Origin of the sequence: Paracoccus tibetensis (assembly GCF_900102505.1) — a bacterium.
Classification (GTDB): Bacteria; Pseudomonadota; Alphaproteobacteria; order Rhodobacterales; family Rhodobacteraceae; genus Paracoccus; species Paracoccus tibetensis.
In genome coordinates, this window is sequence record NZ_FMVT01000005.1 from 207,222 (window position 1) to 228,692 (window position 21,471).

Here is a 21,471-nt window from a genome sequence, read left to right on the forward strand (position 1 = left end):
CCTGCGTTTCACCAAAGGCAACGGGCCGGGCGCCGGCAGGTTCCCCCGCCGGCGCCCTTGGCGTCACTCGGGGATGACGCGGACCGCGCCGCGCGCGGCGCTGGTGGTCATCGCCGCATAGGCGCGCAGCGCGGTCGAGACCTTGCGCTGGCGGGGCTTCGCGGGCTTCCACCCTTCGGCGTCGCGCTGCGCGCGGCGGGCGGCGAGGGTCGCCTCGTCCACCACCAGCTCGATTCGGCGGTTGGGGATGTCGATGCGGATCGGGTCGCCCTGCTCCACCAGGCCGATCGTGCCGCCCTCGGCCGCCTCGGGCGAGACATGGCCGATCGAGAGGCCCGACGAGCCGCCCGAGAAGCGCCCGTCCGTCACCAGCGCGCAGGCCTTCCCGAGGCCCTTCGACTTGAGGTAGCTGGTCGGATAGAGCATCTCCTGCATGCCCGGGCCGCCGCGCGGGCCTTCGTAGCGGATCAGCACGACTTCACCCGGCTTGACCTTGCCGGTCAGGATGGCGCTGACGCTGTCATCCTGGCTTTCGAAGACATGGGCCGGCCCCTCGAATTTCAGAATCGACTCGTCCACACCCGCCGTCTTCACGATGCAGCCGTCCTCGGCGAGGTTGCCGTAGAGGACCGCGAGGCCACCGTCCTTGCTGAACGGGTGCTCGGGGCTGCGGATGACGCCCTTCTCGCGGTCGAGGTCCAGATCGTCGTAGCGGTTCGACTGTGAAAAGGCCGTCTGCGTCGGCACGCCGCCCGGCGCGGCGCGGAAGAAGTCGTGGACGCTGGCGGCGTCGGTGCGCGAGACGTCCCACCGCTCCAGCGCCTGCGCCAGCGTGCCGGAATGGACGCTGCCGACCGAGGTGTCCAGCAGCCCGGCCCGGTCCAGCTGGCCGAGGATCGCCATGATCCCGCCGGCGCGGTGGACGTCCTCCATGTGCACGTCGTCCTTGGCGGGCGCGACCTTGCAGAGCACCGGCACCTTGCGCGACAGGCGGTCGATGTCGGACATGGTGAAGTCGATCCCGGCCTCGTGCGCGGCCGCCAGCAGGTGCAGGACGGTGTTGGTCGAGCCGCCCATCGCGATGTCCAGCGTCATCGCGTTCTCGAAGGCCGCGAAGCTGGCGACGTTGCGCGGCAGCACGCTGGCGTCCTCGCCCTCGTAGTACCGGCGGGCGAGGTCCACGACCAGATGCCCGGCCTCGACGAAGAGGCGCTTGCGGTCGGCATGGGTGGCCAGCGTCGAGCCGTTGCCGGGCAGCGACAGGCCGAGCGCCTCGGTCAGGCAGTTCATCGAATTGGCGGTGAACATCCCCGAGCACGATCCGCAGGTCGGGCAAGCCGCCTGCTCGATCGATTGCAGGTCGGCCTCGGAGACCGAATCATCGGCCGCCGCGACCATCGCGTCGACAAGGTCCAGCGCCTTCACGCGGCCGTCCTGCAGGACGACCTTGCCGGCCTCCATCGGCCCACCCGAGACGAAGACCGAGGGGATGTTCAGCCGCAGGGACGCCATCAGCATTCCCGGCGTGATCTTGTCGCAGTTGCTGATGCAGACCATCGCGTCGGCGCAGTGGGCGTTGACCATGTATTCGACGCTGTCCGCGATCACCTCCCGCGAGGGCAGCGAATAGAGCATGCCGTCATGGCCCATCGCGATGCCGTCATCGACCGCGATGGTGTTGAACTCCTTGGCGATGCCGCCCGCCGCCTCGACCTCGCGCGCGACGAGCTGGCCGAGGTCCTTGAGGTGGACATGGCCGGGCACGAACTGGGTGAAGCTGTTGACGATGGCGATGATTGGCTTGCCGAAATCGCTGTCCTTCACCCCGGTCGCGCGCCACAGGCCACGCGCGCCGGCCATGTTGCGGCCATGGGTGGTGGTGCGGGAACGATAGGCGGGCATGGCGTCACTCCTTTGCTGGCGCTTGCGTTTAGCATCACTTGGCGTGGAAGGAAATTGCCTGCGCGCGGCCTGCGACGATGTTTTCGGTCGCGCTTGCCGCCGGCGCGGCGCCGGGGGGTCCGGGGGGCAGAGCCCCCGGCCTGCCGCGGGACGCAACCGGTCCGGCAGCGCCGTTACGAGGCGAGCTTCATGGTCACGATGCCGGCGACGATCAGGCTGGCGGCCAGCAGGCGCATCGCCGTGGCGGGCTCCGCCAGGAACAGGATGCCGACGACGAAGCTGCCGAGAGCGCCGATCCCGGTCCAGACCATGTAGGCCGTCCCCAGAGGCAGCGTTCGCATCGCCGTCGCCAGCAGCCAGAAGGAGGCGCCCATCGCCGCGACCATCAGCAGGGTCGGCGCGGGCCGGGTGAAGCCGTCCGAGTATTTCATCGCCGTCGCCCAAACGATCTCGAAGAGGCCGGCGAAAAGAAGGATGATCCAGGGCATGAGGAGATCTTTCCTGCTTACGCCGGGTCGTCCCGGCAGCATCGCCCGTGATGGGGAGGTCGTCCTCAGGCCCCTAGCTAGGCAGCGCCCGGCCGCGGGTCAAGCCTCGCGCAGGCCCAGCCCGGCGCGCATCATCATCCGCCGCAGCGGCGGCGCGGCGTAGAGCGTGCCGAGCGCCAGCGCCCGAAGGTCGCGCAGCGGCCGCAGCTTCGCCTGGCTCGCGCGGTTCAGCGCATCGATGCCCAGAAGCCGCGCCATCGCCTCGGGGCGGCGGCGGCGGTCGTAGCTTGCCAGCGCGGCCGCATTGCCGGGATCGTGTCGGCTCAGTTCCAGCAGCTCGGACAGGTCGGCAAGGCTCATGTTCAGCCCCTGCGCGCCGATGGGCGGCAGGACATGCGCGGCTTCGGCGATCAGCGCCGTGCGCGGCCCGGTGAAGCGGTCGGCGATCTGGCTGACGATCGGCCATTCGGTCAATCGGCTCGCCTGTGCCAGATGGCCCAGCACCCCGGCCGAGCGGGCGTTCAGCGCCGCCTCGAAATCCTCGGGCGGCAGGGCGCGCAGCCGCGCCGTCTCGCGCCCGTTCTCCATCCACACGAGGGCCGAGCAGGGCTTGCCGTCCCGGTCGGGCAGCGGCACCAGCGTGAATGGCCCACCCGAGCGGTGCACCTCGGTCGAGATATTGTGATGCGCCAGCTCATGCGTCACCGCGAAGGCCAGCGCCTTCTGCCCGTAGCGGAACCGCCGGACGCCGATGCCAAGCGCCTGCCGCACGGGCGAGTCGCGTCCGTCCGCGCCGATCAGCAGCCGCGCGCGCAGGCGGCGGCCGTCGGACAGGGTGACAAGCGCCCCTTCCTCGCGCGCCAGCACCTCGCGCGTGCCGATGCCCGGCTCGAAGCGCACCGCCTGAAGCTGGCCGAGCCGCGCCGCGATCTCGCGCCTGAGCAGCCAGTTCGGAAGGTTGTAGCCGAAGGGCTGGTCCCCGATCTCCGAGGCGTCGAAATCGCGGATCAGCCGCGCCTTCGGCTCGGCCCCGCCCGCGTCCACGATCCGCATGACCTGAAGGGCTGCGGCATGGGGCGCCAGCCGCTCCCACAGCCCGATCCGCTTGAGCAGCTCGACTGAGGGCGTCAGCAGCGCGGTGGTCCGCAGGTCGGCATTCTCGTCCGCCTCGTCCGTCACCGGCGCGGCGGGATCGACCACGAGAGTGGAAAATCCTTCCGCGCCGAAGGCGGCCGCCGCGATCAGCCCCGCGATGCCGCCGCCCGAGATCAGGATGTCGATGTCTTCGAAATCGGTCGGCATGGGCGATCCTTGAGGCTGAAGGGCCGGGGGCGAACCCGGCCGGCGCCGGCTCAGTTCCCGGCCATGATGGTCAGCATCCCGGCGAAGGCCAGCCCCGACAGGACGAGGCCGAGAACGCCGAGGCCCGGCAGTCCGAGGGTCGCGACAAGCGCCACGCCAAGCGCGGTGACGGTCAGCAGAATCAGCGCCACGACGCGGAAGATGGTCAGGCGGGGGGCAGAGAGGGTCTGGATGCTCATGAGCATGTCCTTTGGTGGGTGGGCGCGCGTTCCCGCCGCCACTATCGCGCGGCCGCGGCCCTCGGCGCAATGCGACGCAGGAACGCGGTCAGATCGTCCGTCTGGTGATGCACATGCGGGCCGTGGTCCCGTCCGTCCGGCGCCAGCAAATCCGGCCCGTGGCGCCCCTGCCCGACCAGCACAGTCCGCATCCCAAGACGATGCGGCACCTCTAGATTACGCGGGTCGTCCTCGAAGAAGGCCGCGATGCGGGGATCGACCTCGGCGGCCGCCAGGATGCGGGCGAAGGACTCGGCCGCGGGCTTGGGGTGAAAGCCCGCCTCCTCGATGCCATAGACGGCGTCGAACAGCGTCTCCTCCAGCCCCCGTGCCGCCAGCACGCGGCGGGCATAGGCCGCATCGCCGTTGGTGTGGATGATCCGGCGCCCCGGCAGGGCGGCGATGGCCTCGGCCAAGGCCGGGTCCGGCTCCAGCACCGAGAAGTCGATGTTGTGGACATCCGTCAGGTATGGGCGCGGGTCCAGCGCGTGCTCGGCCATCAATCCTGCCAGCGTGGTGCCGTGCAGGCGCCAGTACTCGGCGCGCTGCCGGTTGGCGTCCTCCTGCGAGATGCCCAGGTGGCGCATCATGTAGGCGGTCATCCGCGTCTCGATCTGCGCGAAGAGCTGCGCCTCGGGCGGGTAGAGGGTGTTGTCCAGATCGAAAATCCAGACGCGAACATGCGAAAAATCCATGTGGCAGCGATAGCTTGGCCTGCGCCGGCTTGCAATTCATCCCGGCGCGGCCAATCGTGCGGGCATGAAGGACGCCTATTCCCTGATCCTGGCCGCCATCGAGGCCGGCACCTACCGCCCCGGCGACCGCCTGGTCGAATCCGAGCTGGCCGAGCGCTTCGGCGTCAGTCGGACCCCCGTGCGCGAGGCGCTGCAACGGCTGGAAACGCAGGCGATGCTGGTGCGGGACGGGCGCAGCCTGATCGTCGCTTCGCTGGACCACAACCAGCTGGCCGAGCTTTACGTCGTGCGCGCCGAGCTGGAGGCGCTGGCCGCCCGCCTCGCCGCCCGCCATGCCTCGCCCGAGGAGGTGCGCGTCCTTGGCCAGATGCTGGAGGAGGACAGCGCCAGCCGCAGCGATCCGCAGGCGCTGGCCCGCAGCAACCGGCGCTTTCACCGCCAGATCCACCTTGCGTCGCACAACCGCTATCTGGTGCAGCAGCTCGACCTCGTGCATCGCAGCATGGCGCTGATGGCGCAGACCTCGCTGGCCGCCGAGGGCCGCAGCGAGGCCGCGCTGGCCGAGCATGAGAAGATCGTCGCCGCCATTGCCTCGGGCGACGGGGATGCGGCGGACAAGGCGCTGCGGCGGCATATTTCCATGGCTTGGGAGACGCGGCTGAAGCTGGAAGCCCACGCGCATGGCTGACGCCTTCCGCCTGATCGAGACCGAGGCGGACCTCGACGAGGGCCTCGCCCATCTGGCCGCCGCCTGCCCGGTCTGGGCGCGGGCCATCCCCGAGATCGCCCCCCTGCCTCTGCGCCGGCGCGCGGACGGGTTCGAGGCGATCGTGGATGCGATCATCGGCCAGCAGATTTCCGTCGCCGCCGCCGCGTCCATCCGCGCGAAGCTGGAAGCGGCGGGGATGGTGTCCGAGCTGGCGCTGCGGACGGCCTCGGAGGACGACCTGCGCGCGCTTGGCCTGTCGCGCCCCAAGGCGCGCTACCTGCGCGGCATCGCCGAGGCGGGGCTGGACTGGCAGGGGCTGCGGGCGCTGCCGGACGACGAGGTGATCGCGCAACTGGTCGCCCTGCCCGGAATCGGGGTCTGGACGGCCGAGATCTATCTCAAGTTCGCGCTCGGCCGGGCGGATGTCTTCGCGGCGGGCGATCTGGCTTTGCAGGAGGGGGCGCGGCTCCTTTACGGGCTGGAGGCGCGGCCCGGCCCCAAGGCGCTGCGCGAGATGGCCGAGCCGTGGCGTCCCTGGCGTGCGGTTGCGGCGCGGGGGCTCTGGGCCTATTACCGCATCGCGAAAGGCCGCGAGGGAGTGACATGACCGAACGACTGGAATCCGAGCGCCGGGGGCCCGAGCAGGCCGACAGCGCCGTCATCTTCCTGCATGGCTATGGCGCCGACGGAGCGGACCTGCTGGGCCTTGCCGAGCCGCTGGCCCCGCATCTGCCCGGCACCGCCTTCTTCGCGCCGAACGCGCCCGAGCCCTGCCGCAACAATCCGATGGGCTACCAGTGGTTTCCGATCCCCTGGCTTGACGGATCGAGCGAGGGGGACGCGCACTCGTCGATGATGCGCTCGGTCCGGATGCTGGACGAGTTCATCGACCGGGTGCTGGCGGATGAGGGCCTGGCGCCCGAACGGCTGGTGCTGGTCGGCTTCTCGCAGGGCACGATGATGGCGCTGCATGTGGCCCCGCGCCGGGACAAGGCGGTGGCGGGGATCGTCGGCTTCTCGGGCCGGCTTCTGGTGCCCGAGACGCTGGCGGCCGAGGCGCAGGTGAAGCCGCCTGTGCTGCTGATCCACGGCGATCAGGACCAGATGGTGCCGTTCGAGGACATGGGCCTTGCCGGTCAGGCGCTGCAGGCGGCGGGCTTCACGGTCTACGGGCATGTGATGGAGGGGACCGGGCACGGGATCTCGCCCGACGGTTTGTCGATGGCGCTGGCCTTCGTGCGCGAGCGCTTGGCGGACTGACACGTCGCGGCGGCTTGGAAGATCAGGCCCAGATGCTCGGCTCGGCGATCTCGATCGAGTTGCCGGCCGGGTCGCGCAGGTAGATCGAGCGGGCGCCGGTGGGCCAGCGGAAATCGGCCTCGATGGCGATTCCATGCGCCTCGAGATGGCGGCGCCAGGCGTCGAGGTCGGTGGAGGCGAGGCAGAAATGGCCGGGGCCGGTGGCGCCGTGCGGCGGGACCGGCAGGCGGGCGTCCGGCGCGGGCGGGGTCTGCGTGGCCTCGGGGTTGAAGACCAGCAGGACCTGCGGGTGCGGGGCCATCGTCACGCGGAAGAAGACGTGGCGGCCGGGCACGGACTGGAACGCCTCCAGCCCCATCACCCCCTCCCAGAAGGCGCGGGCGGCCGGAAGGTCGGCGGCATAGAGCGCGCTTTCCAGCGTGCCGAGAAGGGGCGGCGTGTCGGCTCTGCTCATGCCTTCATCATGCCGGGCGGGGCCGTGGCCGGCAAGCTGTCACGACCCTGTCACGGGCGCGGGTTATCCCGGCAAGCGTGATGAATAGATGCAGAGGGTTGCCAGACGGCCCGCGCCATATATAGTCGGACCCAAGGATCTGACGGGCGCCCCGGCCACCCTCTGGGGCAGGCAGGAAGGCACTATGCTGGACGAGCACCACCAGACGGAATTCCGAACCCAGTTCGTGCGCGAGCCGGCCGCCCTGCGCCATCACCCGGCGCTGGTCCTGAACGCCGATTACCGCCCGCTGAGCTACTACCCGCTGAGCCTTTGGCCCTGGCAGGAGGCGATCAAGGCGGTCTTCTTGGACCGGGTCACGATCATCGCCGAATATGACGAGGTCGTGCGAAGTCAGAGGCAGGTCTTCCGCATCCCCTCGGTCGTCGTCCTGAAGGATTACGTCAAACCCCAGAAGCGCGTGGCCTTCACGCGCTTCAATCTTTTTCTGCGGGACGAATTCTGCTGCCAGTATTGCGGCGCCAAGGGGGACCTGACCTTCGACCATGTCGTGCCGCGCTCGCGCGGGGGCGTCACCAGCTGGGAGAACGTCGTCGCCGCCTGCTCGCCCTGCAACCTGAGGAAGGCGAATCGCAGCCTGCGCCATTCGGGCATGAGCCTGCGCCGCAAGCCTCGCCAGCCCTCGCCCGAAGAGATGCACGCGGTCGGGCGGCGTTTTCCGCCGAACCACCTGCATGACAGCTGGATGGACTATCTCTACTGGGATGCCGAGCTGGACAGCTGAGCGTGAGGCTTGGAAGCGTCAGGCGCGGGGGTTCTTGCGCCCGTCATGGGCCAGGTGCAGCGCCACAGCCGCGCCGAGGGCCGAAAGCAGGATCACCATTTCCGCGAGGCCGACCGCGAACGCGGCCGACAGCGTGACGGCTGCGGCGATGATGACGGCGGCGATCAGGGTCAGGAAATGCGGCAGCGGCATCGGGCGTCCTCTCCTCTTGACCTCAATATGGGCGAGGCGAGGACGCTTGAAAAGAGCAGCGGCAGGATGCCGCGCATTCGACGCAGATTCCGGCCTAGATCAGCCCGGCATGGGCCAGCGCGGCGTCGATCTGGCGGCGCACGGGCTCGGTCAGGGGGGTCAGCGGCAGGCGCACCCGCTCGTCGCAGAGGCCAAGGCGGGACATCGCGTATTTCGCCCCCACCAGCCCCGGCTCGACGAAGATCGCGACATGCAGGGGCATCAGCCGGTCCTGGTATTCCAGCGCCTTGGCATAATCCCCGCGCAGCGTCGCCTCCTGGAACTCGGCGCACAGCTTCGGCGCGACATTGGCCGTCACGCTGATGCAGCCGACCCCGCCATGCGCGTTGAAGCCGAGCGCGGTGGCGTCCTCGCCCGACAGCTGCACGAAGTCCGGCCCGCAGGTCATGCGCTGCATGCTCACCCGCTCCAGCTTGCCGGTCGCGTCCTTCACCCCGATGATCGAAGGGATCTTCGACAGGATGCCCATCGTTTCGGGCGTCATGTCGATGACCGAGCGGCCGGGGATGTTGTAGATGATGATCGGCAGATCGCAGGCCTCGGTCAGCGCGGTGTAATGCGCGATCAGCCCGGCCTGGGTCGGCTTGTTGTAGTAGGGCGTCACGACCAGCGCGGCATCCGCGCCCACCTCGGCCGCGTGCTGGAGAAGCCCGATCCCCTCGCGGGTCGAGTTCGAGCCGGCGCCGGCCACGACCGGGATGCGGCCATCCGCCGCGCGCACGACCTCTTCAATGACCAGCCGGTGCTCGTCATGGGTCAGGGTCGGGCTCTCGCCGGTGGTGCCGACAGGGACAATCCCGTGGCTGCCCTGCTCGACATGCCACTCCACCAGCTTCTTGAGCGTCGCCAGATCCAGCTCGCCGTCCGGGGTGAACGGCGTGACGAGGGCTGGCATCGACCCTTTGAACATGACACGCTCCTGGCTTGATGGGAATCCGCCGCCCTCCCTAGCGCCGGGCGCGGGACTTGCCAAGGTTGTGTATTGCCTGCGAGGGCCGGGGCCGCGACACAGGGTGGTGATGCGACTTCTGCGTGACATGATGCTGGCCGGGCTGCTGGCCGTGATGCCGCTGGCGGCCAAGTCCGAGGCGCCGGGCGCGATGGCGCTGGCGCTGTCGGCGGCCGATGCCCAGGACTGGACCACCGCCCGCGCCGCCGCCGCCGCTGCCGGCCCCCTGGGCGAGGCGCTGATCGGCTGGCAGGCGCTGCGGGCCGGGCATGGCGATTTCGGCGATTACCTGGACTTCGTGCAGCGTCATTCCGACTGGCCCGCGATAGAGGCCATTCGCAGCCGCGGCGACGGCAAGCTGCGCGCCCTGACGCCCGAGGAGGCGGCGGTCTGGTTCGATGGCCGCCTGCCGGTGAGCTACCGCGCCCATCGCGCCTATGCCGCTGCCCTGCCCCCGGCCGAGGCCGCTGCCGAGCGGGCGCGCTTCTTCCGCACCGCGCTTTTGGAGCCGGCCGAGGAAGAGGCGCTGCTGACCGAGTTCGCGGCCGAACTGACGCCGCTGATTCCCGCCCGCATCTTTGCCCTGCTGGACCGGCAGGAATGGCGGCAGGCCGAGCGGCTGGTCCCGCGCCTGCCCGTTCAGGACCGCGCGCTGCCGAATGCGCGCATCGCGCTTCAGGCCGGGCGGACGGGCGTGGACGACCTGATCCTCGGCTTGGCCGAGGACCAGCGCAATGATCCGGGCCTGACGCTGGACCGCTTCCTGTGGCGGGTCGGCGCGAAGATGCATGACGGCGCGCAGGCGCTGATGCTGGAGGCCTCGACCAGCGCCGACAGCTTGCGCGATCCGGCGCAATGGGCCTCGATGCGGGTCGACTACGCGCGGCTGGCGATGCGAAACGGCGATTTCGCCCGCGCCCTGCAACTCGCCGCGCCCCATCACCTGCCGCCCGAGAACCGCTTTTACGCCGATCTGGAATGGCTGGCGGGCTATGCCGCGCTGAAGACGGACGATCCGGCCCGCGCGCTGGCCCATTTCGAGCATCTGGAGACGGTGGTCAGCGCCGCCATCAGCACCGCCCGCGCCTTCTACTGGCAGGGCCGCGCCCATGAGGCGCTTGGCGACAAGACCGCCGCCGAGGCCGCCTGGCAGAAGGCCGCCGCCTTCCCCGGCGTCTATTACGGCCAGCTTGCGGCCGAGAGGCTGGGCGTGCCTTTGCCCGCCGACTATGCCGTGGCCGAGCGCGGGCTCGACCGGCTGCCCGACTGGCGCGGCGCCTCGATCGCCGAGAACGCGGTCTACCGGGCCGGGCTGTGGCTTCTGGGCACGGGCCGGGTGGACGAGGCGCAGCGCTTCTTCCTGCACCTCGCGCAGACGGCGGTGCCCGAGGACATCGCCCGCATGTCGCGCCTGATGTACGAGGCGGGCTATCCCTGGCACGGGCTGCGGCTGGCGAAGCAATCGGCGAACCAGGGCATCATCTGGCCCGTGGCGCATTTCCCGCTGACCGGCCTTGAGCGCGAGGAGCTCGGCCCGCCGCCGGAGCTGGTCATGGCCATTGCCCGGCAGGAATCCGAGTTCAACCACACCGCCCGCAGCCATGTCGGCGCGCAGGGGCTGATGCAGGTCATGCCCGGCACGGCCGAGGACGTTGCCCGCAGCCTTCGCATTCCCTACGAGCCGGCGCGGCTGCACGAGGCGGCCTACAATGCCCGGCTCGGGGCCGCCTATCTGCAGGGGCTGGCGGACCGCTTCGGGCCCTCGGTCGCGCTGATCGCGGCGGGCTACAATGCCGGTCCAGGGCGGCCGGCGCGCTGGCTGGGCGATTTCGGCGACATCCGCAAGGGTGTCGATCCGGTCGAGTGGGTCGAGCTGATCCCCTTCGACGAGACGCGCAACTACGTCATGCGCGTGACCGAGGCGCTGCCCGTCTACCGCGCCCGCATCCACGGCAAGCCGGCGCCCATCCTGCCCCGGTGGGATCTCTCGGGCGGCGGGATGGTCCCGCCTCCTCCGGCGCGGCTGACGCTGGCCCTGTCGGCGCGCCCGCAGCCGAAGCCCTTCATCGGTCCCGTGCTGCCGGCGGGTTGGCAGCCGAGCCTTCCCGCGCCGCTTTCCACCGCTGACGCAGCAGAGTGAAGATCCCCGCCGCGACGACGATCGCGGCGCCGATGACCACGTTCGGGCGCAGCACCTCGGCGAAGACCACCACGCCGATGATGCTGACCCAGACCAGCTGGGTATAGGCGAAGGGCTGCAGGACCGAGGCCTCGGCCATCTCGTAGCTGCGGATCATCAGGTAATGCGAGGTCATCCCGCAGATGCAGAGGCCGGCCATCCAGAACCAGTCTCGCGGCGCCAGCCACTGCCATTCCCAGATGCCGATCAGCGTGATCGCGGCCGCGCCGGCGATGCCCGTCCAGAAGAAGCTGACGATGGCCGGATCGTCGCGCGAGACATGCCGCGTCAGCAGCCCGTAGAGCGCGAACATCAGCGCCGCGACCAGCGGCAGGATCGCATCGACCGTCAGGACGCCCCCGCCCGGGTTGAGGATCACGAGGATGCCGCAGAAGCCGACGCCGATCGCGGTCCAGCGCCGCCAGCCGACATGCTCGCCCAGCACCGGCCCGCTGAGGGCGGCGACGAACAAAGGCGCGACGGCGAAGACGGCATGCGTCTCGATCAGGCCGAGGCGCACGAAGGCCTCGACCATGACCACGACCTCCAGCGCCAGGATCACCCCGCGGGCGATCTGGGTCAGCGGGCGCTTGGTGCGGATGGCGCGTCTGAGCCCGCCCGGCTGGCGCGCGACCAGCGCGGTCACGAAGAGCGCGAAGACCCAGTAGCGAATCATCACCACCAGCACCGGCGGATAGGCCTCGCCGAGGATGCGCGAGAAGAGGTCCTGCATCCCGAAGATGAAGCTGACGAGGCACATCAGCCCGATCGCCAGCCCGGTGCGGTCGCGGACGGGGCGGGGCATGGCCGGCGGCACCACGATCGGCGGCGCAGAGGCCGCCGCGGCCGAGGCGACGTAGGGCGGGCGCGGATCGTCGGGCATGGGGCGCTTTCGGGCAGGCGCGATGGGACGTCCCCTGTTGCGCCCGCCCTGCCCCAAGGTCAAGCCCGGGTATGCAGATCGTGCAAGATCAGTCGCGGGCGCGGATGATCTTGGCGAAGGGGTCCATCAGCGTTGGGTTGGCGGCGATCAGGCGGCCCGATTCCAGCGGATCGTCCCCCTCGCGGATGCCGTGCACGAAGCCGCCGGCCTCGCGCACCATCAGGATGCCGGCCGCCACGTCCCAGGATTTCACACCCCGTTCCCAGTAGCCGTCCACGCGGCCTGCCGCGACATAGGCCAGGTCCAGCGAGGCCGCGCCGAAGCGGCGCACGCCCGCCGTCACCGGCATCAGCTGCGCCAGGTCCTGCAGCGCCGCCGGCAGGGGCCCGTGGCCCGAGAAGGGGATGCCGGTCGCGAACAGCGATTCCTGCAAACGCGTGCGCCCCGAAACGCGCAGCCGCTGGTCGTTCATGAACGCCCCGCCGCCCTTTTCCGCGATGAACATCTCGTCCTTGGCCGCGTCGAAGATGACCGCCGCGACGATCTCCTTCTTGTGCTCAAGCGCGATCGAGATCGCCCAGTGCGGCAGGCCGTGCAGGAAGTTCGTGGTGCCGTCCAGCGGATCGACGATCCAGCGCCGGGTCGGGTCCTCGCCCGGCGTCTCGCCGGTTTCCTCGCCCAGCCAGCCATAGGAGGGGCGCGCGCCCATCAGCTCTTCCTTGATCACCCGCTCGGCCTCGCGATCGGCGCGCGTGACGAAGTCGCCCGCGCCCTTGACGCTGACCTGAAGGTTCTCGACCTCGCGGAAGTCCTTGACGAGGCCGCGCGCCGCCTTGCGGGCGGCCTTGATCATGATGTTGAGATTGGCGCTGGCCATCGGATGCTCCGGGAAACTGGGGTTGGCGCCTCATAGGGGCTGGGGCGCGGAATGTGAAGCGCGGGGATGTCTCAGGTTGCCGGCCCGCGCAGCATCCGCAGCGGCTCGGTTCGCGACAGGCGCAGGACATGGGCCATGTAGGGCAGCGACAGGTCGCTCTCCCGCACGGCAGCATAGAGGCGGCGGCGCAGCCCTTGCGGGCCGAGCGGCAGCAGCGCGATCTCGGGATTGGCCGCCTCGCGGCGCAGCACCCAGTCCGGCATCACCGCCACCCCGCGCCCCGAGGCGACAAGCATCACCGCCACCGCCGTCAGCTCGACCGTGCGCTGGCGGGCGGGCTCGATCCCCGCCGGGGTCAGGAACTGGCTGAAGACATCCAGCCGCGCGCGATCCATCGGATAGGTGATCAGCGTCTCGGCGGCCAGATCGGCCGGATCGGCATGGCCCTTGGCGACCAGCGGATGCCCCGCCGGCACCGCCAGTGTCGGCGCATAGTCGAAGAGCGGCTGGAAGATGATGCCCGGCAGATCCTCGGGGTCCGAAGAGATGACCAGATCCACCTCCTCGCGCACCAGCGCCGGCAGGGCGCCGAAGGCGAGGCGCTGGCGGATGTCCACGTCCACGTCCGGCCAGGCGCGGCGGAAGATGTCGAGCACCGGCAGCAGCCAGTCGAAGCAGGCGTGACATTCCATCGCGATGTGCAACCGGCCGATGCGGCCGGCCTCGACGCCCTTGAACTCGGCCTCGGTGGCGGCGACCATCGGCAGCACCTGCTCGGCCAGCCGCAGCAGGCGCATCCCGGCGGCCGAGAGGCGCATGGGTTTGGCGCGGCGGACGAACAGCTCGACCCCGGCCTGCTCCTCCAGCGCCTTCACCTGATGGGACAGCGCGGATTGCGTGATGTTCAGCACCTCGGCGGCACGGGCGAGGCCGCCCTGCTCGTGGATGGCGTGGACGGTGCGCAGGTGCCGCAGTTCCAGATGCATGATGAATGAAACTCAGATTGATCTTGAGGATTATGAATTTGTCTCACGCATCCCTACATGGCACAAGCGCCGCCAGAGAAGGAAGGAAACGCCATGTCCCGCCCCGCCCCGCAGATCAGCTTCGAGTTCTTCCCGCCGAAGACGCTGGATGCCTCGTTCCGCCTGTGGGAGACCGCGCGGGCGCTGGCCCCCTTCGCGCCCGATTTCGTGTCGGTCACCTATGGCGCCGGCGGCACGACCCGCAAGCTGACCCATGAGGCGGTGACGACGATCAACCGCCAGTTCGGCCTGAACGTCGCCGCGCACCTGACCTGCGTCGAGGCGACGCGCGCCGAGACGATGGAGATCGTGGACGCCTATGCCGAGGCCGGCATCCGCGAGATCGTCGCCCTGCGCGGCGACGCGCCCAAGGGCGCCGAGCGCTTCACGCCGCATGAAGACGGCTTTGCCAGCTCGGTCGAGCTGATCGAGGCGATCGCGGCGCGCGGCGACATGACGATCCGCGTCGGCGCCTATCCCGAGCCGCATCCCGACAGCACCGGGGACGATGCCGACATCGACTGGCTGAAGCGCAAGATCGACGCGGGCGCGGACAGCGCGATCACGCAGTTCTTCTTCGAGGCGGACACGTTCTTCCGCTTCCGCGACCGCTGCGCGGCGGCCGGCATCGACGCGCCGATCATCCCCGGCATCCTGCCGGTGCAAAGCTGGTCCGGCACCAAGCGCTTCGCCGCGACCTGCAACACCAGCGTGCCGGACTGGGCGCACGAGGCATTCGATCTGGCCGCGACGGACGGTCCCGAGGCCGAGCGGGCGCTGGCCGCGCGGCTGTGCACCGATCTCTGCGAGGCGCTGATCGACGGGGGCGTGGACCGGCTGCATTTCTACACGCTGAACCGGCCCGAGCTGGTGCAGGAGGTTTGCCTCGCGCTCGGCGTGCGGCCGACGGCCGGGATCGCGGCCTGACGCTGGCACTCGCGGCACGGCCGCTTGGGTATTTGGGCAACGAAGAAGCGGCCGGCCTCGGGCTCACTCAGCAGGCGCCTTCGCGGGCAGCTTGCGGGGCCGGCGCGTCCGGCGCGGGGCGGCATGGGGTGCAAGCGCCCCGGTGAGCAGCGCCGGGCCGGGATAGGGGCGCGGGACGGTCGGGTGCAGCGCCTCGGTGCCGAAGGCGCCGGCGAGGCGCGGGGCGCGGGCGAGGAACAGCTTGCCCCATCGCCGCCAGGTGCCGAGCGACGGTGCGGCCTCGTTCTGCGGAAAGAGCGCGCGCCAGCCAGGGGGCAGCGGTAGGCCGAGCGCCTCGGCATGGGTCAGCATCCAGACCAGCGGGATGTTCGCCAGCGGCCGCGCGGGCTCGAAACCGCCTAGCTGGCCGCCGATGTCGGGATGGGTGCCGCGGAACCACATCTGCCGGATGCGGCCGGCGGCATGGGCGTCGTCCCACAGGAGCGGGGTCAGCACGGCGCGCGTCTCGTCCAAGGCCAGCGCCTGAAAGCCATGCTCGATCCCGCGGCCCAGATGGGCGTCGTGGAAGCGGAAGCGCGGCTCGGTCAGCATCCAGAGCAGCGGCAGCCGCAACCCGAGCGCCATCACCGTGTCGAAGCAGCCCAGCATGCGGATCGGGGCATCGGGGTGGCAGCGGCGGCGGAAGGCGGCGGCCGAGGCGCTGCTGCCGCCCTGCCGGTAGAGGCGCCAGGCGAGGCGGACGTGACGCTCGGCCGCGGCCTCGGCGCGCAGAAGGCCCACGCGGTCGATCATGCCCGCGAGGCTGCGGACGGCGAAGGCGCCGCGGGAATAGCCGAACATGAAGATCAGATCGCCCGGCCGGTAGCCAGACGCGAGCCAGCCATAGGCGTCGATGATCCGCAGCTCGAGCGCGCGGCCCGAGGCGAGTTCCGGCAGCGTCTTCCAGCGATTCCATTGCTGGCCCATGCCGTAATGCAGCCGCAGACGGGCGGCGGGCGGCGGCAGGCCAAGCTGGCCGGCAAGCAGGCGGTGGATGCGGCCGATCGAGCTGCGCCGGCCGTCGGCCAGCGAGGCGAAGGTGCCGTCCATCAGCACCACATGGATCGTCGGGGGCCGTGCCTCGCTCATGCCCGCAGCCTAGCACAGGGGCATGAGCGAATGGTTACGCCCGCCGTCAGGACAGGCTCATCACCGTCGCCTGCGTCATCGCGCCGAAGCCGTTGAAGCGGGTGTTGGTGACGGTGGAATAGGCGCCGGCGCCGTGGAAGATGACGAAGTCGCCCTCGGCGATGTCCTCGGGCAGGGCCATCTCGCCGGGCAGGCGGTCGACCGAATCGCAGGTCGGCCCGAAGAGGACGCGGCCGGCGCGCTCGCCCCCGCGTGGATTGCCCTGCGGGTCCAGCACCTCGATCCGATCGATATTGCCGATGATCGGCAGCTCGGCCAGCCCACCATAGACCCCGTCGTTCAGGAACACATGCGCCCCGTCGCGCACGCCCTTCACACGGGTGATCAGCGCATAGGCGTCGGCGCAGAGACCGCGACCTGGCTCGCAGACCAGCGCCGGGCCGTCCTCGCCGAACATCTCGGTCGCCGTGTCCGCGATCTCCTGGAAGATCGTCGCGAGGTCAGGCTCGACCCCGACCACGCGGTGCGAGGGGAAGCCGCCGCCCACGTTCAGCCGCTGCGCCTTGACGCCGGCCATGTCGCAGATGTCCTTGGCCACGCGGATATAGCTCTCCCACGCGATCGGGTCGGTGCACTGCGTGCCCGGATGGAAGGTCAGCGAGGCGATGTAGCCGCGCTGCGCCACCTCGGCCAGCAGCTCGGCCGCCAGTTCGGGCGTGGCGCCGAACTTCGAGCCGAAATCATAGGCCGCGCCCAGCACGGGCAGCTTGAAGCGGGGCGAGATCTCTACCCCCTTGCCGTCCACCTCGGTCGGGACCTGCGCGAACAGCTTCTCCAGCTCGGACCGGCTGTCAACGGACCAGGCGCGGATGCCGGCCTTCACCGCATGCGCGATCTCGGACTTGGAGCGGACCGGGTTGTGGTAGTGCCGCGCGGCATTCGGCGCGAGGCGGCCGATCAGGTCGATCTCGAAGGGTGAGGCGACGTCGAAGCCGCGCACGCCGGCGGCGACGAGGTTCTGGATCACCGCCTCCTCGGGGTTCGACTTCACGGCATAGGTGACAAGCCCCGGAAATCCCTCGAGGAACTGTCGCGCACGGTCCTGAAGGACCGTCGGTGCGAAGACCATGACGGGATGTTCGGGCGCAAGGTGGCGGATGATGTCGGCCGGATTGTCCCAAACGGTCTTGTGCTGTCCCATTGCGGTCCTTTCGCGCGAATAGGTGAGGGATCGGGTGGAAACCTAGAATGGCGCTTTTGGGTTTCGATTTCACCGATGAAAAGGGATGATTTGCAGCCTCACGCGGTTATTATGCCAAGTATGATGTCATTTTGACGAAAGCCTTGCCCGTGGACGATCTGGACCGCAACATTCTGGCGCAGCTGAGCGGGGATGCCCGCATGTCCGTCGCTGTGCTTGCGCGCAAGCTGAAGGTCGCGCGGTCCACAGTGCAGGCCCGGCTGGAGCGGCTGGAGGGCAGCGGCGCCATCGCCGGCTACACGCTGCGGCTTGGCGAGGGGGCGCAGCGCGGGCGCATCCGGGCCAGCGTCATGCTGGGGATCGAGCCGCGCAGCCTGCCCGCGATCCTCGCCCGGCTGAAGGTCCTGCCGCAGGTCGAGCGCATCCACACGACCAGCGGCCGCGTGGACCTGCTGCTGCAGATCGCCGCCGGCTCGACGGCCGAACTGGACGAGACGCTGGACCGCATCGGCGCCATCGACGGCGTGCGCTCGTCCGAGAGCCTGATCCACCTGTCGACCAAGCTGGACCGGGCGGTCTGATTACGGATTAACATTCGCCATGTTGCCTTTTGTTGGTCCGGGGCGCCACCATGGGCCATCATGCCAAGGGGAGGTTGCCATGACCTATTACACCGGATTCGTTCTGGCCGTGCCGGCCGAGAACAAGCAGTCCTATGCCGACCACGCCACCGCCACCTGGCCGCTGTTCAAGCGGCTCGGCGCGCTTCGGATGGTCGAATGCTGGGGCGAGGACGTGCCGCACGGCCAGAACACCGACTTCTACCGCGCCACGCAGGCGACCGAGGACGAGGTGCCGATGTTCTCGTGGATCGAGTGGCCTGACCGGCAGACCGCCGACGCGGCCTGGGCCAAGATGATGGAGGACCCGGACATGCAGGGCATGGGCGAGATGCCCTTCGACGGCAAGCGGATGTTCTGGGGGGGCTTCTCGCCGCTGGTGGACGAGAGCTGACTGCGCTTGGCCTTGCCCGCGGCTTTCGCTAATCCATCCCCCGAGCGATGGGGATGACAGCGATGACGATGGACAAGAGCTTTGACGCGACGGCCGCCGAGGCCCGGATCAGCGCCGAGTGGGAACGCACCGGCGCCTTCCGCGCTGGCGCCAACGCCTCGCGCGCCGAGACCTTCACGGTGATGATCCCGCCGCCGAACGTCACCGGCAGCCTTCACATCGGCCACGCCTTCAACAACACGCTGCAGGACATCCTGGTCCGCTGGCACCGGATGCGCGGCTTCGACACTTTGTGGCAGCCTGGGCAAGACCATGCGGGCATCGCGACGCAGATGGTGGTCGAGCGGCGCATGGCCGAACGGGGCGAGCCGAACCGCCGCGAGATCGGGCGTGAGGCCTTCACCCAGAAGATCTGGGACTGGAAGCGCGAGTCGGGCGACACGATCATCGGGCAACTCAAGCGGCTCGGCGCCTCCTGCGATTGGGACCGCAACGCCTTCACCATGTCCGGCGCCCCTGGCGCGCCCTCGGGCGAGGAGGGCAACTTCCACGACGCGGTGATCCGGGTCTTCGTGGATCTCTACAACAAGGGCATTATCTATCGCGGCAAGCGGCTGGTGAACTGGGACCCGCATTTCGAGACCGCAATCAGCGATCTGGAGGTCGAGAACCGCGAGGTGCCCGGCCATATGTGGCACTTCAAGTATCCCCTCGCCGGCGGCGAGACCTATGAATATGTCGAGCGCGACGCGGACGGCAACGTCACCCTGCGCGAGACCCGCGACTACATCGCCATCGCCACCACGCGGCCAGAAACGATGCTGGGCGACGGCGCGGTGGCCGTGCATCCCGCGGACGCGCGCTACGCGCCCATCGTCGGCAAGCTCTGCGAGATCCCGGTCGGGCCGAAGGAGCATCGCCGCCTCATCCCGATCATCACGGACGAGTATCCCGATCCGAACTTCGGCTCGGGCGCGGTGAAGATCACCGGGGCGCATGACTTCAACGACTACGGCGTCGCGACCCGCAACGCCATTCCGCTCTACGCGCTGATGGACGGCAAGGCGCGGATGCGCGAGGACGGGCTCTCCTATGCCGAAAGCACCGAGGTTGCCGGCCGTGCCGCGAGGGGCGAGGATGTGGGCGATGTGTCGGGCGTGAACCTTGTCCCCGAGGAGCTGCGCGGCCTCGACCGGCTGGAGGCGCGCCGCCGCGTGGTCGATCAGATCACCGCCGAGGGCCTTGCCGTCACCTATCTCCACAAGGAGATCGAGCCCGAGACCGGCGCCGAGCACCTCGAGCGCCGCCCGCTGGTCGAGCAAAAGCCGATCATGCAGCCCTTTGGCGACCGCTCGGGCGTGGTGATCGAGCCAATGCTGACTGCCCAGTGGTTCGTCGACACGGCCCGCATCGTCGGCCCCGCGCTGGATGCGGTCCGGACGGGGCGCACCCAGATCCTGCCCGAGCAGCACCGCAAGGTCTATTTCAACTGGCTCGAGAACATCGAGCCCTGGACCATCAGCCGCCAGCTCTGGTGGGGCCACCAGATCCCGGTCTGGTACGGCCTCGATCTGCGCGCCGAGGCCTTCCGCGATGACGAAGGCGACGGAGCCCTCGACGAGGTCGAGCTGTTCCGCCTGCTGGAGGGCGGTCTTGTCCATGCCGGCGAGATCCAGCATTGCGCCGCCGGCTATGCCGAGGTGGAGGCGCATTTCCAGGACACCATCGCCGGCCTGCCGCAGCCCCTGGAGGTCAGCCGCGTGGTCGAGGCTTCCGACCGCGAGGCGGCCGTCGAGATGTTGGCCCGCGCGCTGGCCGACTACAACCTGACGCAGGACCCGACGCATCTGGTCTATCCGGTCTGGCGCGATCCGGACGTGCTGGACACGTGGTTCTCGTCGGGCCTCTGGCCCATCGGCACGCTCGGCTGGCCGGAACCCACGCCCGAGTTGCAGCGCTACTTCCCGACCGACGTGCTGGTCACCGGCTTCGACATCATCTTCTTCTGGGTCGCCCGGATGATGATGATGCAGCTCGAGGTCGTGGGCGATGTCCCCTTCCGCACCGTCTATGTCCACGGCCTCGTGCGGGACGAGAAGGGCGCAAAGATGTCGAAGTCCAAGGGCAACGTCATCGACCCGCTGACGCTGGTAGACGAATACGGCGCCGATGCGCTGCGCTTCACCTTGACCTCGATGGCGGCGATGGGCCGCGATCCGAAGCTGGGCCCGAAGCATGTCGAGGTGAACCGCAACTTCGTCACCAAGATCTGGAACGCCACCCGCTTCGCCGAGATGAACGGTGTGCGCGGCGGCGGCGCCCTGCCCGCCCCCAGCCACACCGTGAACCGCTGGATCATCGGCGAGGTCGCGCGCATCCGCCAAGCGACGGACGAGGCGCTGGACAGCTACCGCTTCAACGACGCGGCGGGGGGTCTCTATGCCTTTGTCTGGGGCAAAGTCTGCGACTGGTATGTGGAATTCGCCAAGCCGCTCTTCGATGGCGCGCACGCCGACGAGACGCGGGCGACGATGGGCTGGGTTCTGGACCAGTGCTACCTCATGCTGCACCCGATCATGCCCTTCGTTACCGAAGAGCTGTGGGCGCTGACCGGCGCGCGGTCCAAGATGCTGGTCCACGGCGACTGGCCGACCTATGGGTCCGAGCTGATCGACGCGGATGCCGACCGGCAGATGAACTGGGTGATCGCGCTGATCGAGGCGGTGCGTTCCGCCCGTGCGCAGATGGGCGTGCCGGCAGGCGCGAAGCTGGACCTCATCGTCACCGAGGCGGACCCGGCGGCGCGCGCGGCGCTCGCGGCGAACGGTCCCCTGATCGAGCGGCTGGCGCGGGTGAACCCTGCGCTGGACGGCGTTGCGGGTCGCGGCATGATCGCGGTCTCGGCGCCCGGCGCATCCTTCGCGCTGCCAATCGGGGACGTGATCAACGTCAAGGCCGAGACGGCGCGGCTGCAAAAGCAGCTGGGCAAGGGCGAAAAGGACGCTGAGGGGCTGGCAAAGCGCCTTGGGAACCCCAAATTCGTCGAGAATGCCGAGCCGGAGGTGATCGAGGAGACGCAGGCCAAGCTTGCGGCGCTTCAGGACGATCTGGCGCGGCTGCGGGCGGCGCTGGCGCAGCTGGCGGCGATGTGAGCTGGACCTGCC

22 protein-coding genes are annotated in these 21,471 nt (G+C 69.6%); 9 read left to right on the top strand and 13 right to left on the bottom strand.

The annotated features are described in order from the left end of the window. Positions 1–63: 63 nt before the first annotated feature. The 5 genes from ilvD to BLP73_RS08905 form a co-directional block, all read right to left on the bottom strand. Positions 64–1,902 (bottom strand): dihydroxy-acid dehydratase, encoded by a 1,839-nt coding sequence (gene ilvD / locus BLP73_RS08885; protein ID WP_090742726.1) that lies wholly within the window; start codon positions 1,900–1,902, stop codon positions 64–66. Positions 1,903–2,075: 173 nt separating this feature from the next. Further along, positions 2,076–2,390, bottom strand: a complete 315-nt coding sequence (locus BLP73_RS08890; protein ID WP_090742729.1) for a DMT family transporter — start codon at positions 2,388–2,390, stop codon at positions 2,076–2,078. A gap of 99 nt (positions 2,391–2,489) precedes the next feature. Further along, entirely contained in the window at positions 2,490–3,692 is a 1,203-nt protein-coding gene (locus BLP73_RS08895; protein ID WP_090742732.1) for a UbiH/UbiF family hydroxylase, read from the bottom strand. Between the two features lie 50 nt (positions 3,693–3,742). Beyond that, positions 3,743–3,931, bottom strand: coding sequence for a hypothetical protein (locus BLP73_RS08900; RefSeq protein ID WP_090742735.1), 189 nt, complete (start codon positions 3,929–3,931; stop codon positions 3,743–3,745). 41 nt (positions 3,932–3,972) lie between these two features. Beyond that, positions 3,973–4,665, bottom strand: coding sequence for a pyrimidine 5'-nucleotidase (locus tag BLP73_RS08905; protein WP_090742738.1), 693 nt, complete (start codon positions 4,663–4,665; stop codon positions 3,973–3,975). A gap of 64 nt (positions 4,666–4,729) precedes the next feature. Here BLP73_RS08905 and BLP73_RS08910 point away from each other — a divergent pair, with 64 nt between their 5' ends. From BLP73_RS08910 to BLP73_RS08920, 3 genes are read left to right on the top strand one after another with little or no spacing between them, the layout of a single operon-like run. After that, positions 4,730–5,353, top strand: a complete 624-nt coding sequence (locus BLP73_RS08910; protein WP_090742741.1) for a GntR family transcriptional regulator — start codon at positions 4,730–4,732, stop codon at positions 5,351–5,353. Then, positions 5,346–5,981 carry a DNA-3-methyladenine glycosylase family protein gene (locus BLP73_RS08915; RefSeq protein WP_090742744.1) on the top strand — a complete coding sequence of 212 codons (636 nt, stop codon included), beginning with the start codon at positions 5,346–5,348 and terminating at the stop codon, positions 5,979–5,981. The genes BLP73_RS08910 and BLP73_RS08915 overlap by 8 nt, the downstream gene beginning before the upstream one ends. Further along, a complete protein-coding gene (locus BLP73_RS08920) occupies positions 5,978–6,634 on the top strand; it encodes an alpha/beta hydrolase (protein ID WP_090742746.1) in 657 nt (218 codons plus the stop codon). The genes BLP73_RS08915 and BLP73_RS08920 overlap by 4 nt, the downstream gene beginning before the upstream one ends. A gap of 22 nt (positions 6,635–6,656) precedes the next feature. On the opposite strand, the gene BLP73_RS08925 is transcribed toward BLP73_RS08920, so the two are convergent. Next, positions 6,657–7,088: a VOC family protein gene (locus BLP73_RS08925; RefSeq protein ID WP_090742749.1), complete on the bottom strand. Its 432-nt coding sequence runs from the start codon at positions 7,086–7,088 to the stop codon at positions 6,657–6,659. A gap of 184 nt (positions 7,089–7,272) precedes the next feature. On the opposite strand from BLP73_RS08925, the gene BLP73_RS08930 reads away from it, so the two are divergent. Next, positions 7,273–7,872, top strand: coding sequence for an HNH endonuclease (locus BLP73_RS08930; RefSeq protein ID WP_090742752.1), 600 nt, complete (start codon positions 7,273–7,275; stop codon positions 7,870–7,872). 18 nt (positions 7,873–7,890) lie between these two features. Here the strand turns inward: BLP73_RS08930 and BLP73_RS19360 are convergent, their stop codons facing one another. Both BLP73_RS19360 and dapA read right to left on the bottom strand, forming a co-directional pair. Next, on the bottom strand, positions 7,891–8,064 hold the full coding sequence (locus BLP73_RS19360; protein WP_175453285.1) for a hypothetical protein: 174 nt from the start codon (positions 8,062–8,064) through the stop codon (positions 7,891–7,893). 94 nt (positions 8,065–8,158) lie between these two features. Beyond that, complete coding sequence (dapA, locus tag BLP73_RS08935; RefSeq protein WP_090742755.1) at positions 8,159–9,034, bottom strand: 4-hydroxy-tetrahydrodipicolinate synthase; 876 nt, start codon at positions 9,032–9,034, stop codon at positions 8,159–8,161. A 109-nt stretch (positions 9,035–9,143) separates the two neighbouring features. On the opposite strand from dapA, the gene BLP73_RS08940 reads away from it, so the two are divergent. Then, positions 9,144–11,213 (top strand): lytic transglycosylase domain-containing protein, encoded by a 2,070-nt coding sequence (locus tag BLP73_RS08940; RefSeq protein WP_175453286.1) that lies wholly within the window; start codon positions 9,144–9,146, stop codon positions 11,211–11,213. Here the strand turns inward: BLP73_RS08940 and BLP73_RS08945 are convergent. From BLP73_RS08945 to BLP73_RS08955, 3 genes are all read right to left on the bottom strand, one after another. After that, positions 11,137–12,135 carry a DMT family transporter gene (locus tag BLP73_RS08945; protein ID WP_090742762.1) on the bottom strand — a complete coding sequence of 333 codons (999 nt, stop codon included), beginning with the start codon at positions 12,133–12,135 and terminating at the stop codon, positions 11,137–11,139. The two genes, BLP73_RS08940 and BLP73_RS08945, sit on opposite strands and share 77 nt — an antisense overlap. A gap of 88 nt (positions 12,136–12,223) precedes the next feature. Then, positions 12,224–13,012, bottom strand: a complete 789-nt coding sequence (locus BLP73_RS08950) for an inositol monophosphatase family protein (protein WP_090742764.1) — start codon at positions 13,010–13,012, stop codon at positions 12,224–12,226. 71 nt (positions 13,013–13,083) lie between these two features. Then, positions 13,084–13,998: a LysR family transcriptional regulator gene (locus BLP73_RS08955; RefSeq protein ID WP_090742768.1), complete on the bottom strand. Its 915-nt coding sequence runs from the start codon at positions 13,996–13,998 to the stop codon at positions 13,084–13,086. A 93-nt stretch (positions 13,999–14,091) separates the two neighbouring features. On the opposite strand from BLP73_RS08955, the gene metF reads away from it, so the two are divergent. Then, a complete protein-coding gene (gene metF, locus BLP73_RS08960) occupies positions 14,092–14,964 on the top strand; it encodes a methylenetetrahydrofolate reductase [NAD(P)H] (protein WP_090742771.1) in 873 nt (290 codons plus the stop codon). 63 nt (positions 14,965–15,027) lie between these two features. Here metF and BLP73_RS08965 read toward each other — a convergent pair whose 3' ends face one another. After that, positions 15,028–16,092: a DUF2235 domain-containing protein gene (locus BLP73_RS08965; RefSeq protein ID WP_090742774.1), complete on the bottom strand. Its 1,065-nt coding sequence runs from the start codon at positions 16,090–16,092 to the stop codon at positions 15,028–15,030. Between the two features lie 46 nt (positions 16,093–16,138). Further along, positions 16,139–17,293 (bottom strand): type III PLP-dependent enzyme, encoded by a 1,155-nt coding sequence (locus BLP73_RS08970; protein ID WP_090742777.1) that lies wholly within the window; start codon positions 17,291–17,293, stop codon positions 16,139–16,141. A 149-nt stretch (positions 17,294–17,442) separates the two neighbouring features. On the opposite strand from BLP73_RS08970, the gene BLP73_RS08975 reads away from it, so the two are divergent. The 3 genes from BLP73_RS08975 (at position 17,443) to BLP73_RS08985 (ending at position 21,459) form a co-directional block, all read left to right on the top strand. Then, positions 17,443–17,874: an Lrp/AsnC family transcriptional regulator gene (locus BLP73_RS08975; RefSeq protein ID WP_090742780.1), complete on the top strand. Its 432-nt coding sequence runs from the start codon at positions 17,443–17,445 to the stop codon at positions 17,872–17,874. Between the two features lie 79 nt (positions 17,875–17,953). Beyond that, positions 17,954–18,307: a DUF1428 domain-containing protein gene (locus BLP73_RS08980; RefSeq protein WP_090742783.1), complete on the top strand. Its 354-nt coding sequence runs from the start codon at positions 17,954–17,956 to the stop codon at positions 18,305–18,307. A gap of 62 nt (positions 18,308–18,369) precedes the next feature. Further along, complete coding sequence (locus tag BLP73_RS08985; protein WP_090742785.1) at positions 18,370–21,459, top strand: valine--tRNA ligase; 3,090 nt, start codon at positions 18,370–18,372, stop codon at positions 21,457–21,459. Positions 21,460–21,471: the final 12 nt, after the last annotated feature.